The 16,797-nt window shown below is 44.0% G+C and carries 13 protein-coding genes; 6 read left to right on the top strand and 7 right to left on the bottom strand.

All coding sequences use genetic code 11. The features are described 5' to 3' along the window. Positions 1 to 53: 53 nt before the first annotated feature. From R7093_RS06395 to pdxY, 6 genes are all read left to right on the top strand, one after another. Positions 54 to 1,250 (top strand): hypothetical protein, encoded by a 1,197-nt coding sequence (locus R7093_RS06395; RefSeq protein ID WP_318146567.1) that lies wholly within the window; start codon positions 54 to 56, stop codon positions 1,248 to 1,250. Between the two features lie 537 nt (positions 1,251 to 1,787). After that, the gene (locus tag R7093_RS06400) at positions 1,788 to 2,234 is read left to right on the top strand and encodes a helix-turn-helix transcriptional regulator (protein ID WP_005374797.1); all 447 of its coding nucleotides are present in this window, start codon (positions 1,788 to 1,790) and stop codon (positions 2,232 to 2,234) included. 410 nt (positions 2,235 to 2,644) lie between these two features. Beyond that, on the top strand, positions 2,645 to 4,825 hold the full coding sequence (gene speF, locus R7093_RS06405; protein ID WP_318146568.1) for an ornithine decarboxylase SpeF: 2,181 nt from the start codon (positions 2,645 to 2,647) through the stop codon (positions 4,823 to 4,825). 61 nt (positions 4,826 to 4,886) lie between these two features. Then, complete coding sequence (gene potE / locus R7093_RS06410; RefSeq protein ID WP_053307967.1) at positions 4,887 to 6,197, top strand: putrescine-ornithine antiporter; 1,311 nt, start codon at positions 4,887 to 4,889, stop codon at positions 6,195 to 6,197. Between the two features lie 147 nt (positions 6,198 to 6,344). Beyond that, positions 6,345 to 6,533: an AbrB/MazE/SpoVT family DNA-binding domain-containing protein gene (locus R7093_RS06415; protein ID WP_031780908.1), complete on the top strand. Its 189-nt coding sequence runs from the start codon at positions 6,345 to 6,347 to the stop codon at positions 6,531 to 6,533. 101 nt (positions 6,534 to 6,634) lie between these two features. Continuing rightward, positions 6,635 to 7,504: a pyridoxal kinase PdxY gene (gene pdxY, locus R7093_RS06420; protein WP_115386838.1), complete on the top strand. Its 870-nt coding sequence runs from the start codon at positions 6,635 to 6,637 to the stop codon at positions 7,502 to 7,504. 65 nt (positions 7,505 to 7,569) lie between these two features. Here pdxY and sstT read toward each other — a convergent pair whose 3' ends face one another. From sstT to malT, 7 genes are all read right to left on the bottom strand, one after another. Next, positions 7,570 to 8,787: a serine/threonine transporter SstT gene (gene sstT, locus R7093_RS06425; protein ID WP_005374821.1), complete on the bottom strand. Its 1,218-nt coding sequence runs from the start codon at positions 8,785 to 8,787 to the stop codon at positions 7,570 to 7,572. 356 nt (positions 8,788 to 9,143) lie between these two features. Then, positions 9,144 to 10,220: a ribosome small subunit-dependent GTPase A gene (gene rsgA, locus R7093_RS06430; RefSeq protein WP_318146569.1), complete on the bottom strand. Its 1,077-nt coding sequence runs from the start codon at positions 10,218 to 10,220 to the stop codon at positions 9,144 to 9,146. Between the two features lie 275 nt (positions 10,221 to 10,495). After that, the gene (locus tag R7093_RS06435; RefSeq protein WP_047102409.1) at positions 10,496 to 10,804 is read right to left on the bottom strand and encodes a PTS transporter subunit EIIB; all 309 of its coding nucleotides are present in this window, start codon (positions 10,802 to 10,804) and stop codon (positions 10,496 to 10,498) included. Next, the gene (locus tag R7093_RS06440; protein WP_042522188.1) at positions 10,794 to 11,408 is read right to left on the bottom strand and encodes an SCO family protein; all 615 of its coding nucleotides are present in this window, start codon (positions 11,406 to 11,408) and stop codon (positions 10,794 to 10,796) included. Before R7093_RS06440 ends, R7093_RS06435 begins: the two co-directional genes overlap by 11 nt. A 9-nt stretch (positions 11,409 to 11,417) precedes the next feature. Next, positions 11,418 to 11,843 carry a hypothetical protein gene (locus R7093_RS06445; RefSeq protein WP_025768641.1) on the bottom strand — a complete coding sequence of 142 codons (426 nt, stop codon included), beginning with the start codon at positions 11,841 to 11,843 and terminating at the stop codon, positions 11,418 to 11,420. A gap of 244 nt (positions 11,844 to 12,087) precedes the next feature. Further along, positions 12,088 to 13,005 carry a DUF368 domain-containing protein gene (locus R7093_RS06450; protein WP_031778872.1) on the bottom strand — a complete coding sequence of 306 codons (918 nt, stop codon included), beginning with the start codon at positions 13,003 to 13,005 and terminating at the stop codon, positions 12,088 to 12,090. 578 nt (positions 13,006 to 13,583) lie between these two features. Further along, on the bottom strand, positions 13,584 to 16,292 hold the full coding sequence (gene malT, locus R7093_RS06455) for an HTH-type transcriptional regulator MalT (RefSeq protein WP_005374834.1): 2,709 nt from the start codon (positions 16,290 to 16,292) through the stop codon (positions 13,584 to 13,586). Between the last annotated feature and the right edge of the window lie 505 nt (positions 16,293 to 16,797).

The following is a 16,797-nucleotide window of genomic DNA, read 5'->3' on the forward strand; positions in this document are numbered from 1 at the left end:
AGATTTCCCTGAAAGGGAGTTGAATTGGGCCCTGAAACCAAAAGAGGCTATTTATGAGTAGTATGGGCATTGCCATTGCGGCAACTGGCCTTTCACTCGTCCTGATATTTGTGTGGATGATCTCGTTGTCGATGCGGAAACAGAGACTCGAGGCAGAGAGGAAAGCTCGCGAAGCCGCTTATCGAAAGGCGATGCATAAAGCGCGAGAGCAAGAGCGTAAAGAGCGAGAGTTCAAAGCAGAAACCGGGCATATCCCCACCATTTTATTTCTAGCGAAAGAAGCCGAAAAGGACAACATTCGTCAAGCGCTGTATTGGTATGATAAAGCAGCTAAATTGGACAATGTGACGGGGATGTACGGCATTGTTCGCTTAAGTGAACGCATGCGCGAAGATGTGATTTTAAAAGAGCAGGCAAACTTCTGGCGTACCGCAATTGCGGGAATGGAAGGGGATACCGAAGCGAAATTTTCGACGGGCAAGGCCTTGGTCTTTGGTCGAGGAACTGAAAAAAATATCCCAAAAGGTAACCAACTGATTGAAACTGCCGCCGAAGAAGGCTGCATTGATGCCATGATTTATATGGGGGAATGGCAGCTTTCACCAGACAATAGTGCAGGACGCAGTGCAGATGCGCTTTACTGGTTTATGAAAGCGGCGGAAAAAGACAGTGCAGATGGCAAGATCCAAGTCGGCTTATGTTACCTAAATGGCATTGGTACAGAAAAAAGCATGGTTAAAGGTTGCTACTGGCTGGAACGGGCCGCGGAAGGTGGCAGTGCTAAAGCGATGTATCATGCTGGCGAAGCGTGGAAGGATAAAGGTAAAACGGGTAATGCAATTGCTTACGTTTGGCTGTTTCTTTCTGCCAATATGGGCTACCAACCTGCGCGTACGTTGCGTGATGAAGTGGCGACCAATATTGGTGTTGATGTTGTCGTTGGATTGCAGTCCATAGCGAAGCCGTTGCAAAGAAAGCTGGCCTCAGGAATTGTGAGAAAGCACTCTATTATTCGAGCCCTTAACAAAGTGTACAAACGCGAAGCGTATTTTCCTGCGGAAGAGGAGCTCAATGCGGTGTTGAATGATGAGAATAAAGACGCCTCCGAAGCTTGGGAGGAGACATCAACACTAGATTTTCAGCCTAAGATGACAACGGTAACAGCAGAAGACCAGGCAAGCACATCGCCCAACGAAAAAAAACTCTCTAAAGATGCGCTCGATTTCACTCAAAACTTCCTTCAGCCATAACCTATCTTATCCAGAAGCCTCAAGATTGAGGCTTTTCTTTTGCTCTTTTGCCAGTATCTATATCAGTCACGACAACAGAATGTAAACTTACTTAAGCAGTCATTTTACTGATGTGTATACTATTTATGCGATTTTTCAACATATTTTTAGTACTTAACTAAGATGGGATCTGTTTACCTTAAAAAAGAGGTTTTTCCCTCTTTATTTACTTCCGCTATTGGGCTTAGATCAAGACTTTTCAATTGATAGTAATAATTATTGAAGAGCAATACTTGATGCCCCGATTTATAGGTGAATAGTACTCATTACTTTATCTAATAATGTAAATTAAAAAATGTATTATAAATCTTAAATTGTTCTTTTATATTTAGGTGTCGATTATTGATTTTATGATTAATTAGTCGCAAGATAACGTAAAAATAAAATAGCATAGTTAACATGCAGAATTACACTAGGAAGTAACTTTTTCATTACATGCTTCATAATAAATAGAGGTAATTGTTTATCTCTGTTTTTATTTATATTAGAGATTTGTGTATGTTGAGAATCATTAGTGCAGATAAATTTATCTCTTCAAGGTTTATCTTAGAGTACAGTAAGGCTGAGTTCGCTTCTTTATTAGGTGTTTCCGTCGCTAAAATAAGTAATATTGAAAGTGGAAAATCTTCAATCCCCCCGGTGTATGATTACGCCATTAATTACTTGTTGAGTGAACATCCATTTAAAGATAGTGCTGTTGATGCTTTATGTTCTCATGAAACGTTAAACTTTGCTCGTCGTATTGACGTCAATACCAAAGTAAAACGCTTGTCCTGTAAGCGTTGCGATAGCCGTAGACTGCACGTTATGGCTGGCATGAGTGGCTTGTATTTTGTCGAGTGCATGGATTGTAAACACACTATGTACTCGTCAGGCATGTCTGTAAAACGTTATCAGCAATGGTCGAATGATGGAGTCAAACTAGATAGTCATTTATTTAATTGAATTGTGTTTCCTTTGCACCTAAAGTAAAAAGCCATCAATACATGTGTTGATGGCTTTTTTATTATGTGTTTAAATTTAGTTAAAATTAAAATATTTATCATTCCTAATAATATAGTCCTAATAATTATATAGTGATGGAAATCTCAAAAAATTATTTTCTTGATATTTTATTTCTAACAATAATGGTTGTGGTCACACAATTTTTAATTATTTTTCCTTTTAATTCTGGTTTCAATATCATTGGACTATCAATTGGAAAGTGATGAAGGTCGCGAAATTTTAATTCGAGGAAATAAGTCTTTTAAATGTGAAAATTTAATCACGAAATTTGTTTTTTGAATTTTAAATATCGTTTTCGTTTGTAATATCTGCACTTGTCAATTTTAAAGAACAAAAAAGAGATATTCCAAATGAAAAGTTTAATTATAGGTGTTAGTAATTACATGCCAGAAGACTTCAGTTTATTAGCTGAATCTTTAGATGAACAATTTAATCGTCATTTACAACCTTTAGAGCAAGTTGAATTAACCGACGTTGGTGCGACTATTATTACTTCAGCAGACATTAAAGCAGGTCTGCATAAAATGATTTCCGAAACGGGTTACGGTATTCCAGTTTTCTTAGTAACGGATGAAAACCCAGTTTCGGCAGAAGATTACGTTTGGCTAACTGGCGTTATCGATTTAGAAAGACAATCTATAGAGTACTACTGTCGTCAAATCAACGAAGCAGTAACCAAGTACGAATGTCGTCTGCTTCCTCCTTTCTTCAAGCAATTAACGCACTATGTTGAGATGGGTAACTCAGCGTTTGACTGTCCGGGACACCAAGGTGGTCAGTTCTTCAAAAAACACCCAGCTGGTAAACAGTTCTACGATTTCTTCGGCGAAAACCTGTTCCGTAGTGACTTGTGTAATGCGGACGTGGATTTAGGTGACTTGCTGATCCACGAAGGTTCTGCACATCAAGCGCAGGCGCACGCTGCAAAAGTATTTAACGCGGACAAAACTTACTTCGTACTTAACGGCACTTCTGCTTCAAACAAAGTAGTCTGTAACGCGCTGGTAACTGAAGGTGATTTGGTACTGTTCGACCGTAACAACCACAAATCGAACCACCACGGTGCGTTAATCCAAGCGGGTGGTATGCCAGTTTACTTAGAAACGGCGCGTAACCCTTGGGGCTTTATCGGTGGTATGGATGAACACTGTTTCGATGAAGAATACATTCGTGCTCAAATCGCGAAAGTGGACCCAGAACGTGCACGCGATGAACGTCCTTTCCGTCTTGCTATTATCCAGCTTGGTACTTACGACGGTACTATCTACAACGCTCGCTACGTAATGGATAAGATAGGTCACCTTTGTGACTACATCCTGTTTGACTCTGCGTGGGTTGGTTATGAGCAGTTCATCCCTATGATGAAAGACTGTTCACCACTGCTGCTGGATTTGAAACCAGAAGACGCAGGTGTGATCGTGACTCAGTCTGTTCACAAACAACAAGCTGGCTTCTCTCAAACATCGCAAATCCACAAAAAAGACCGCCATATCAAAGGTCAAGCTCGTTACTGTAACCACAAACGCTTTAACAACGCGTTTATGATGCACGCATCGACTTCACCATTCTACGCACTGTTCTCTGCGCTTGATGTGAACGCGAAGATCCACGACGGCGAAGCAGGTCTGCGTTTATGGCGCGATGCGGTTAAGACAGGTATCGAAGCGCGTAAAGAAATCCTTAAGAGTTGTGAATTGATTCGTCCGTTCATTCCAGATGAAGTCGAAGGCCAACCTTGGGGCAGCTACGACACTGACGTGATCGCAACGAACAAGAAATTCTTCATGTTTGAGCCAAACGCAAGCTGGCACAAATTCGAGGGGTACGGTGAAGGTCAATACTTCGTTGACCCATGTAAATTGCTACTAACCACAGCAGGTATTGCTGAAGATGGCAGCTACGCAGACTTTGGTATTCCTGCAACGCTTTTAGCGAACTTCCTTCGTGAAAATGGCATCATCCCTGAAAAGTGCGACTTGAACTCTATCTTGTTCCTACTCACTCCTGCGGAAGATATGGGTAAGATCCGTCACCTTGTGGCTCAAATTAACCGATTCGAAAAATTCATCCGTGATGATGCCCCTTTAAGTATCGTACTTCCAAGCGTCTACGAAGCGAATAAAGAACGCTACCGTGGCTACACCATCCGTCAGCTATGTCAGGAAATGCATGACATGTACAAAGAGCTGAACGTGAAACAGTTACAAAAAGCGATGTTCCGCAGCGAGTACTTCCCACAAATGGTTCACAAACCTGACGTAGCAACACGCAAATACTTCCGTGGTGAATGCAATTACCTACCACTTAAAGAGGCCGTGGGCCGCGTAGCCGCTGAAGGTGCACTTCCTTACCCTCCAGGTATTATCTGTGTGATCACTGGTGAAGTCTGGACTCAACAGGTGGTGGATTACTTCCTATCTCTAGAAGAAGGCATCAACCGCTTCCCAGGCTTCGCGCCAGAAATTCAAGGTGTGTACCTTGAAGATGTTAACGGTCGCACTACCGCACATTGTTATGTCCTAAAAGATTAATCTACCCGTTCGCACCACGCTCCGGCGTCGGTGCGAACCGCTTATTCGTGGAGAATAATTTATGAGTACTGAAACTAAAAAAATGTCGGTGGTGCAGTTAACCATTCTGACATTCATCAACATGGCCGGCTCCGGCATCATCATGCTGCCAAGTAAACTGGCGCAAGTGGGCACCATTTCTGTGTTGTCTTGGCTGATCACGGCGGCGGGCTCTTTGGCGTTGGCTTACGTGTTTGCAAAATGTGGTCGTTTTAGTAAACGTGACGGCGGTATGAACGGTTACGCGTCTTATGCATTCGGTAAATCGGGTGCATTTATGGCGGGCTGGACTTACGGTTTGTCGCTCCTTATTGCGAACATTGCGATCGCGATTACTTGTGTGGGTTACGGCTCCGCATTCTTTGAAGTGACCCTATCTCCGGTCGAAACCTGTTTGTACACCATCGCCATTCTTTGGATTTGTACTTTCGCGAACTTCGGTGGTGCGAAAATCACAGGTCAAATTGGTACATTCACCGTGTGGGGCGTAATCCTACCAGTGTGTTCATTGGGTATTGTTGGTTGGTTCTGGTTTAACCCAACCATGTACATTGAAGCTTGGAACCCACACCACCTACCATTTGGTGAAGCTGTGAGTGCTTCTATTGCGATGACTCTATGGGCATTCCTTGGTCTTGAATCGGCCTGTGCGAACTCTGAAGCCGTAGAAAACCCAGAGAAGAACGTACCAATCGCAGTGCTAGGTGGTACGCTAATCGCGGCTGTGGTTTACATTGTATCGACAAACATCTGTTCTGGTATCGTTGCAAACTCTGAGCTTGCTGCATCTACAGCGCCATTCTCAACCGTATGGACAGTGATGCTAGGTTCTGCTGCTGGTAAAGTGGTTGCGGGTATGGCGGTATTGGCTTGTGCGGGCTCTCTATTGGGTTGGCAATTCACTATCGCGTCAGTGTTCAAATCGTCTTCTGATGCGGGCTTCTTCCCTAAATTGTTCTCTCAAGTGGACAAACGCGGCACACCGATCAAAGGTATGATCGCGATTACTATCATCCAATCAGTATTGTCTCTAATGACGATTTCTCCAACGCTGAACGAGCAGTTCGAAGCACTGGTTAACCTAGCGGTAGTAACAAACGTTATTCCTTACATTTTATGTATGGGTGCAATATTTATTATGCAGCAAGTGGCACATGTGCCAGAGCGCGAGATGAAAACCACCAACGTTATCGCTCTGATTGGCTCTCTGTACAGCTTCTATGCGCTTTACGGCTCCGGCTACGAAGCGATGATGTGGGGCTCTATCGTAACCTTCCTAGGCTGGAGTGCTTACGGTCTGATTGCTGCGAAGCATGAGCCTTTAGCAAATTAAAAAATAATACAAAAAGAGCCTTCCCAAACGCGGTGTGGAAGGCTCTTTGTTTTTAGGCATTTACGCCAAACCCAAGTCAGCTTAATGTATTTGAGGCTAGACATCCAATGACGTGAAAACTCATTTTCGACATTTGGAGGACGAAAGATGATAAGTCAACCTGTTAAAATCGGTGACGACACCGCCGTAGTCATTCCAAGCGTAATCCTGGCTCAGCTCGGGATAAGGGAAGGAGATACCCTAGAAATCGCACTGAATAAAGACAAAATGGAAATTAAGAAGATGGTGTTGAAAACCAACGTTCCAACTTACTCTGAAGATATTGAGGAGAATTGAGTTAGAGAATCTTGGTTTGTCGGATACACTACTGGTTTCGCAAAACTGGCGCTTGCCGCTGTCTTTGAACTATCGATAACTACAATAAGAGGTAAGGTACTATGCAAGGTATCCTCTCTATACAATCTCATGTTTCTTTTGGTCATGCTGGTAACAGCAGTGCCGTTTTCCCAATGCAACGCATGGGTTTCGAAGTATGGCCGATTCATACCGTTCAATTTTCTAACCACACGCAGTATCAAGAAGGCTGGACTGGGCGAGCGTTTGCGGCTGAAGACATCAGCGAGTTAGTTCGTGGACTTGGTAACATCGGCGTGCTGGAAAAGTGCCAAGCGGTATTGACGGGCTACCAAGGTAGCGCAGAGCAGTGCCTTGCTGTTGAAGATACCGTGACGAAAGTGAAGCAAGCGAACCCGAACGCACTTTACGTTTGCGACCCTGTGATGGGCGCGCCAGACAAAGGCTGCATTGTGGCTCCGGGCATTGCTGAAAATCTTCTAACGCGTTTGATGCCAATGGCGGACGTGATCGTTCCGAACCAATTCGAGCTAAGTCAATTTGCTGAGATGGAAATCCACTCACTAGACGATGCGATCACCGCATGCCAACGTGCGCTAGAGAAAGGTCCAAAAGTTGTGCTAGTTAAGCACCTTTACTGCCTAGAAAATGGCAGCTTTAACATGCTACTGGCTACGCAAGAAGGCATTTACCTTGCGAAGCGTCCTCAATTTGAGTTTGCTAAACAACCTGTTGGCGTGGGCGACCTTATCTCGGCGATCTTCACTTCAGGATTGCTGAAAGGTTGGTCTCCTAAACAAGCTTTCCAACATTGTCACGACGCGTGTTACGGGGTGTTAAGCGCCACTTACCATGCAGGCGAATGGGAACTGCAAACCATCGCAGCGCAGCAAGAGTTTGTTGAGCCAAGTAAGCATTTCTCAATTGAAGAGGTGGCTTTGGTCACCGCGTAATTGAGCGCAATTAAACAAAAAAGGGGAGCCATCATCGGCTCCCCTTTCTCTTTGTTCTGTCAGTCTTACTGAGCTTTTTGCTGCTCTGATTTACAAACTGCTGCCGTAAAGACAACGTCTGTTGAGCTGTTTAGCGCAGTTTCTGCAGAGTCTTGAATCACACCGATAATGAAGCCAACCGCTACAACCTGCATTGCTACGTCGTTTGAGATACCAAACAGGCCACACGCAAGTGGGATAAGTAGTAGAGAGCCACCTGCAACACCTGATGCGCCGCATGCAGAAACCGCAGCTACAATACTTAGAAGTAGCGCAGTCAGTAGATCAACTTCGATACCCATAGTGTGCACAGCTGCAAGCGTTAGCGTTGTGATAGTGATTGCAGCACCAGCCATGTTGATGGTCGCACCTAGAGGGATAGATACTGAGTATGTATCCTCGTCCAGTTTTAGTTTCTCACATAGTGCCATGTTTACTGGAATATTCGCCGCACTTGAACGAGTGAAGAACGCAGTTACACCACTTTCACGTAGACAACGGAATACAAGTGGGTAAGGGTTTTGTTTGGTTTTAACGAACACGATCGCTGGGTTTACAACGAGTGCGATGATCATCATTGCGCCAAGAAGAACCGCCAGAAGGTGTGCGTAGCTTGCTAGTGCGCTAAAGCCCGTTGTCGCAAACGTTGAAGCAACCAAGCCAAAAATACCAAATGGTGCAAGACGAATGATAAAGCGCACAATGTGAGACACGCTGTGGCTTAGATCTTCAAATACGGCCTTCGTTGTCGCCGATGCGTGGTGTAGTGCAAGACCCAGACCCACACCCCAAGCAAGAATGCCGATGTAGTTTGCTTCTACTAGTGCATTTACTGGGTTGTCGACCAGTTTAAACAACAATGTGCGTAGAATTTCAGCAATACCTTGAGGAGGCGTTGCACCTTCAGCGCCGGTGACAAGCGTTAAATTGGTCGGGAAAAGGAAGCTTAGAACCACTGCTGATAGCGCCGCGAAGAATGTACCCATCAGGTACAGTACAACGATTGGGCGCATGTAAGTGTGTTGGTTTTTCTTTTGGTTTGCAATTGAAGCGGCAACCAAAATAAACACAAGAATTGGCGCGATCGCTTTAAGCGCACCGACAAAAAGGCTACCAATTAATCCCGCGCTTTCGGCATGGCTTGGAGAAATTGTCGCGAGCAAAATACCAAAGACGATACCGACAAGGATCTGGACGACGAGGTTACCACGAGCATATCGGGCAACGAGGCTGTTGTGTTGCATACATCATTCCTGCAATTTTATGCCAGAGTGGCAGGGCAATAGTCCATCATTACACGGCGATAATGCCCTTATATTGCAAGGGGTGAGCATTGCTTCTGGTCACTAAGACACATGATTATCAATTATCCTGTTTTTATAAATTCAGCCATTTTCTTGCTGAATATCACATATCTTAGCTTGGTAATATTTTGTGTCTAGTTTTAGTTTGTTTTTGGATTAAATGTTTGCTCAATGTTATTTAAATAAGATTTTTATGTTGAAAATTATCATTAGTTATGAGTAATGGTTTTTAATAAAGTTGTTAAAAAGGAGACTTTCGTCTCCTTTGATTTTATTGACAACTCAAACGCAACAAATTAATAACTTTGTTGGCGCCTGCGCTTATCACTCATGGCATTTCGAGTGAGTTTCCCGAACTGTCGACTTTGAGCTCGTTGCTCTGCCAAAGTCGCACCGTTAAAGGCTTGTTCTCGCAATAGTTTTTGATAGTTATTGAAACGACGAACTTCCAGTTTGCCATTTTCAATCGCAGTTTGAACTGCGCAACCCGGCTCAGTTTGATGCTGGCAATCACCAAAGCGACAACGCTGAGCGAGAGCCTCAATGTCAGAAAATGCCTCACTGACCCCCGATTCACAATCTGCTAGTTGAAGCTCGCGCATTCCCGGAGTATCAATCAAGATGCCGCCATCAGGTAATAGATGGATAGAGCGCGATGTAGTTGTATGTCGCCCTTTGCTATCGTCTTCACGAATATGCCCAGTTGCCTGTTCTTGTTGCCCGAGTAATGCATTAACAAGAGTTGATTTGCCAACGCCTGAAGAACCGATAAAAGCGAGGGTTTGTCCTTCTTTGCACCAGGTCATGAGTTTAGAAGCACTCTCTATTTCTAAGCCGTTGACTGTCTCTATAGCTAATAGAGGGTCGAGCTTCTGTACTTGGCTTTTTAGTTCATCAGTATTGTCACACAAATCGGCTTTGGAAAGCACGATGACGGGTTCGACTTCGGCTTCATGAGCCAAGGCAAGATAACGTTCAATACGACTTAAATTGAAGTCGTCGTTAAGGGAACAGACGATAAACACTGTATCCACATTGGCTGCGATGAGTTGCTCTGCCACTTTGCTGCCAGCGGCTTTGCGGCTAAAGAGGCTCAAGCGATCCAGTAAGCGAACAAATTGCTGATCTTCATTTAAGATTACCCAGTCTCCGACGGTCATATTGGGTAAAGAATGGTGGGCATTAAGATGAACTTGCCCAGTTTCTGTTGCCAATAAATAACCACTTCGGTGATGCGCAATTACACGAGCAAAAATAGTGTTGTCGTAATCGTCTAATGTCAGTTGTTGCGGAAAAAATGGTTTCCAACCCAATTGTTTTAGAGGGTTTGAAGTTGAAACTAATGTGTCACAAAAAGTATGTGTTTGATTCATTATTGAATTATCCCTGACGCAACAAAGCGCCTTAATACAAATCGCATTAGGGTCTAATTCGGATAGAGTTGACCCCGGTGAAGACCGGGCAGAGAAGGGGAGTTGTGGTTATGCCACAGAGTTGGTGCTGTTAGGGTTACCCTTGCGATGCCCAGTTAGTGTTATTCAATACAATCATCTTGTGTCCTCTTCGTTGGTTAATAAATAAGTGAGTTAATTAAGCCAAAAGAGTATAGCTGCCCTTTTTTAAAGAGGGTAGCTATACTGCAAAAATATTAACTTTGTTTTGTGATGCGCTCTTCCATAATCTGCGAATACGTGTTGGCTTTTAAGCCGTATATGATTTGGATATGACGATCATCCAATATCACGACGCCATGCGCGCCATGATTTTTGAGTGCGTTCTTATCGATGACGGACGTCGCTCTGAGGGTAAGACGCAGCCGAGTCGCACATGCACCAGTTTCTAGCAGGTTTTCTATGCCCCCAATGGCGTCAATGATCGTATCGACGTCTTGTTCGACATTGGGGTTGGTATGAGTTAGGAAATTGAAAAATTGCTTCAGCACTGACTTAACCGTCATTTGAAGAGCCTTCGGTCGTTAGTTTTGAAATGGCTTCAACAATCGGTGCCGGCGAGAGCGTATGCGGTACTTTAGTGATTAACGTGCCATCCGGCTTCAAGAAGTAAAAGTAAGAGCTATGATCCAGCGTGTACTTTAGTTCCGAGCCTTCCAATTCTGTCTTGCGGAAAATGACACCATAGTTGTGTGCCAAAGGTGTCGTTACATCAAGTGGTGCCGATAGGCCTTCAATCATTGGATGGAAGTAATGGGCATATTTTGCTGATGCATCGGCCTCATCACGCTCTGGGTCTAAAGAAATGAACATCGGGCGTAGTTGTGCTTTTTGCGCGTCGTCAATTTGATTCAGTGCTCCTGCCAGCATTGCAAGAGAAGTTGGGCAAACGTCTGGGCAGCGAGTAAAGCCAAAATAGACGACTCGGATGCGAGGGTCATTCACATCGAAGATATTGACGGCTTGGTTATTTTCCCCAAACAATACCGTTTGTTGAGAGGTGGAACTGTCCACTTGCTCTGGCTTCGTTTTCTGATTATCTAAATAGCTCTTTACGCCAAATCCGAGTGCGAAAGCAGCTACGAGAAATAGGGACCAATTGCGGCTCATAACGATTCCTTATCTTTGCATTTTTATAGCAGGGTAAACGGTATTCTCTCCATCACTGAGTTCACCAACCCAAGTCATTGCATCCTCCGTGCAAACCGGGAGAATGATGTCACCTTGATATTGGCCAGGAGCGATTTGCTTCAGTAAAAACTTAGGCTCACCCATCTCCATTTCTCTTCCTGAAAGACTTAGGATGAGTTGCTTAGCATCGCTTGTATGCCACTCAACATTTAGAGTGGTAGGAACCAAGGGTTGAGCAGTTTCTGAGTTTAGCGTCATCGTAACATTTTCTTGGACGCAAGAGGTTGTAGAGAGAAAGCAGTATTCATCTATTGACTTGCTTTGAGTGGAAGAAGAAAAGCTTTTTATTAGAGTCGGGGCATAAAATCCCGCAACTAATGCGGCTGAAACAGCGGCGATTTGTAACAGTTTCATTAAGGTTCAGCATTTATCACTTAACATTACGAGCATCGTAGCACAGATGCGCCGCTCGCCAACTCGTGACCTCGGTAAATTGTGCGTTATACCTCGGTGACCAGCTTCTTAGTAACGCGACGGACGTTATTGCATCAAATACAGCAGAGTTTTCAATTGAGATGTTTTTGCCCTTAGCCAATAGATAAAAACGGAGCCAATTGGCTCCGTTTTTATTTGGTTCAGTATGTGTTTGATACCAAAGTTATTTATCTGAATCTGCGAATTTCTCTAGACCCAAAACCAGAGCAATGGCTGCAAGCATCATTACGACAGCAAGTACTAACTGAGAAGGTTGTGATGTCACGTGTTCAAATTCAAATGGTGATAGGTTGTGCTGTAGCAATGGCACTTGTTCGCCCTTCGAATTGGTGCGCCAAGTGATGGTTTCTTTCCATGGCCAAATCTTTGGCAACGTACCAATCATTAATCCAGTCAAAAACATCAGGGTGAAATCACGGAACTTGCGTAGTAACCACGACAATAAGTGAGAGAAGGACAGTAAACCGATCACGCAGCCAGACAAAAATAGCGCTAATGTATCGACTTGAAAACCTTTCACTGCGGCTAATACAGGAGCATACATGCCAATCAGCAGCAAAATAAAACTGCCAGAGATACCCGGCAAGATCATCGCACAAATCGCGATAGCTCCAGCGAATAAGGTGTTAATGGCCGTTGGTTCCATGTGTAAAGGTTTGAGCACAGTAATACTATAAGCAAACCCGACACCAACGAGCAGAATGACAAAGCGGACAAGATCGCGTTGCTCAACCTGACGAATAATGTGATACACAGAGACCAAAATCAGACCAAAGAAAAATGACCAAAGTGGGATCGGGTGTGTGTCAAGAAGCCAAGTAATCAACTTTGCTAGCGTTGCAATACTGGTGAAAATGCCGGCAAACAGAGCGATAAGGAAGAATCCGTTGATGTGATTAAACGCGGCTTTAACCCCTTCTTTTCGCCAGATAGAGAAAAGTGAGGGGTTAATGCGTCGAATGCTTTCAAGCAGCGTATCGTAAATACCAGTGATAAACGCGATGGTGCCGCCAGATACACCAGGTACAACATCTGCTGCACCCATGGCGATTCCCTTGAAGAAAGTAATTAAGTAGTTCATTGCTCTAATGCTAAGTCGTTTCGATGGCAGAGAGTATACAAACATTGCGATGAAAAAAGTATGAAATAGTGCTGTAACTACTTGGTTTTATATCCAATCTATTGCCTATCTTTATTACCCGCCAAGAGACAATGCCGCCGTAACGAGCTTTTAATGCTTGGTTTACATTTTTGAGATGATTAACTCTACTATCAATTATCAATCTTGGTTGCATTGTGCAATTGCAATTTGCATTATCAAATTGCATTTTGATAATTTGCGCGTGAATAAATCCAGCTTATATGAGATCTTGTGCCCAAAAATAAGTCTTTGCATTTTGGCATGATTAATGCATAATACTGCTCGACCCTTCTTAAGCCGAGGGTCACCTAGCCAACTGACGTTGTTAGTGAATACAATTTGTTCACACTAAATATAAGCCAATCGCGATTATTGCGGTTGGCTATTTTTTTATATGAACAACGTTACTTACGTGCTTTGCAAATTGCACTTCTCTTACTGTCAGTCATAAAAAAGGGCTGACGTGTTACGCCAACCCTTGTGTTTTACTTTACGTTTTAACCCGTTTATCGAGCAGTTCAGTATCCCATCAACTGCAGCAAATTTTCAGCTGTCACAATGGCTTCTTTACGATTAGCAATATTAAGCTTTTGGTACAGGTTGCGAATGTGGGTTTTAATTGTCGTACCTGCCACATCCAGCTCTTGTGCGATTTGCTCGTTACTAAAGCCTGAATAAATCAGCCCCAGAACCTGCCATTCGCGTTGTGTTAATGGGCTGGTACGTACTAGCTCTGGCACATTAGGGTGATTCACCAACTTTTCAATAAAGTCTTCATCAAAGTGAATCGACCGGCTACGTTGATTCGATGAAATGTCCTTCATTAACTGTTGAGCACGGTGACGCTCAAGATCGCCCAGTTCATGGCGGAGGCTCAACTTCTCCAGCAGACCGCCAATGGTTGCACCATCAATCAGGAAGTTTCCGACCATGCCAGTTTGGTTCGTCATTACTAATGCTTCTTTTAACAGAGCCTTGGCTTGCTCCTCATCTTTTTGGCGAGCAGAAAGGACCGCTTCAACCACTAAGTTGCGATTAGTATCTGTGATTAGGTTAGTGCGACGAGCTTCACCTTGGAGGAAATCTAACGCAGCACGAGCGTCGGTATATTGGCCTAAGTTAATGTGGGCGCGGGCAATGTTACGCCATTGCAATTGAGAAAAGTGGTTGCATGCCGATTCAGGACGAACCGCAGTGTTGAGCCATTCTTGCATTGCATCGGTATTCCCGCGCGCTTGCCAAAATAGAATCAACGATAGTGAAGCGTTTGCAGTCCAATCTACGTGGTAAGTCGACTGTTTCATCAAGTGCTGTATATGCTCAATGAATTTACCGGCTTTGTCTAATTCACCGCGTCCAATCGCAATACGCGCCAACATCGAATAGCTATGTAAGTGCTTGCTTGGTGAATGGTTTTCGAGAATTTGCAGACCTTTGTACGCGCATTCTTCCGCTTCATCAAGTCGGTTCCAGCACCAAAGTACTTGCGCGCGAATACGCAGCAAAAATTCATGAAGAGGAACATGCTGAAGCTGCTGATCTTCAATCAGACGAAATGCGGAATCTTGTAGTTCAAAGGCAGCTTGCACGTAACCTTGTGCAATTAAAATCTCGCTTTGCTGCAATATTGCCCATAACGCTTGGTGATATACCTGATACTGACGAGCTAGCTTTTCAGTTTGTTGCATCATCGGCAAAGCACGGTCTAGTTTACCTAGCACGTGGTTAACTTCACCAACAACCGAAGTCGCCACAATTCGGCTACGGTAAATTGTGTTATCAAGTTGGCTAAGCGCTAACTCCGCTAATTCGAGAGCTTTTTCTGGCTGGTTACTGTTGATAGCCACTTGAGCAAGCAACGCGTTTGCTTGACCTTGATAATGAATATCTAACGCAATGTTACGCTTTTTGTGTTCCTCTTCCGCTTCTTCAAGCAGGTGGCCCACTTGGTTATAACGATGCTGACTTTGAGCCAACCATGCTCGGAGCATCGTAAGTTTTGGGTGGCTGAACAACAGATCATCGTCCAACTTGTTAATTGAGCTTTCCAGCGTGCTGAGTTCGCCTTGGTTAAACATCTTCCAGCCGAATTCGTTTAGGATCTCTACCACTAAGTCCTTATCATTCGATTTTTGTGCATGATGAATCGCTTGGTGTGGTGCTTTTTGCTGTAACCAAGCGATAGCAGCATTGCGGTGGAGATCTTTTTCTTGCTGAGGAATACGAGCTTGGCGCTCATGAGACAAAAACTCGCCAAATAAGTTATGGAATCGGAACCAGTTCTGTTCCCCTTCGAGCGGATAAATGAATAAGCCGTAACGGTTAAGCGATTCAATCATTCCCAGTGCATCTTCGCGTTGGGTAAGGGCAAACACTAGCTCATCATTGAAGTGGTCAAGCACGGATACTTGCATTAAAAAGTGACGAGTTTCGTGATCGAGTAAGTCAAACACTTCTTCGACCAAGTAATCCCACAAGTGCGCGTGATTGAACTGCGATACCGACTCTACGGTTTGTGCCAATGTGCGGTTTTGATGTTGGGCTTGCAATGCGATCAACTGCATCGCCGATGGCCAACCTTCAACATAGGTTCTTAGGCTGTTCGCCATGTCTTCATCAATACCATCGGCGATACGCTGGTTAAAGAAGCGAGTTGTTTCTTCGGTATCAAACGCCAACATCTCGTTGCCGATTTCGATCATTAAATCACGAACACGTAAGTTTGCAGTGCCCAGAGGCGGCGCTGCACGACTGGTTACCACAACGGTGAGGTTGTCTGGCATGTGCTTTAAAAAGAAACGCATGGATTCATGGATTTCATCATTCGTGATTAAATGGTAGTCATCAAGCACCACGTAGCACTCTTGATGAAAGTCAGCCATTTCAGCGAATACTTCGCTAAATAGGGAGCGTAAAGACGAGATCTGACGTTTTTCCGCCAGTTTTTGTGCGTTAGCGCAACTGAAGTTGGTGGCTTTGTTTAATGCTTGAAGCAGATAGTTTACAAAGCGAAAGCCGTCGTTATCGCTGTCATCAATGCTGTACCAACCGACGTTTGGCTTATCGGATAGCCACTGCGCTGCCATTGTTGTTTTTCCGTAACCTGCTGGGGAGCGGAATAAAACCAATTTGTAGTAAGGCGCTTGCTGTAGTAAGTCCAACACTCGTGGGCGCACGATGGCATTGTGCAGGCGTCCTGGTCGAGTAAGCTTAGATGGAATCCACATTAGTAGTTATGTCCTTATTTATGTATACCCAAATGACAGCAACGTGATCATTCTAGTAAAGCCCCCTTGAAAGCCGTCTTACTGAATGATGTCATCAGCATCAAAAACACTGTTTGAATGCCGGATAATGTCGCTACTGTTGGGGCTTGCGTCCGTCTGAAAAACCATTCCATACGGTCACTTAGATATAAAAGCTAGCGAAAACTAGAAATAACTCACATCGCCTAATTCTAGTTTGTATAAAAAGCGTACAATCCTGTGAGCTGAGTGGGATGTTACGACATCAGAAATGTTCGTTACTTTGATCCACTTCCTAATTCTCAAGGGTTGATGGATTTACCATCAGCTACGCCCTTTATTTGTGATTGTCGTCACTTAAATATCGTTTGTTTCGTTAGCGTTAAGATCGCGTTGCACATAGATTACGAAAAGTTCTTCTACGCTGACCGAGTTAATGTGACCGATATTACAATTTTCACATCATCAGATGAGTGGACTATAAAAA

The sequence above is a fragment of the Vibrio sp. 1580 genome, assembly GCF_033340055.1.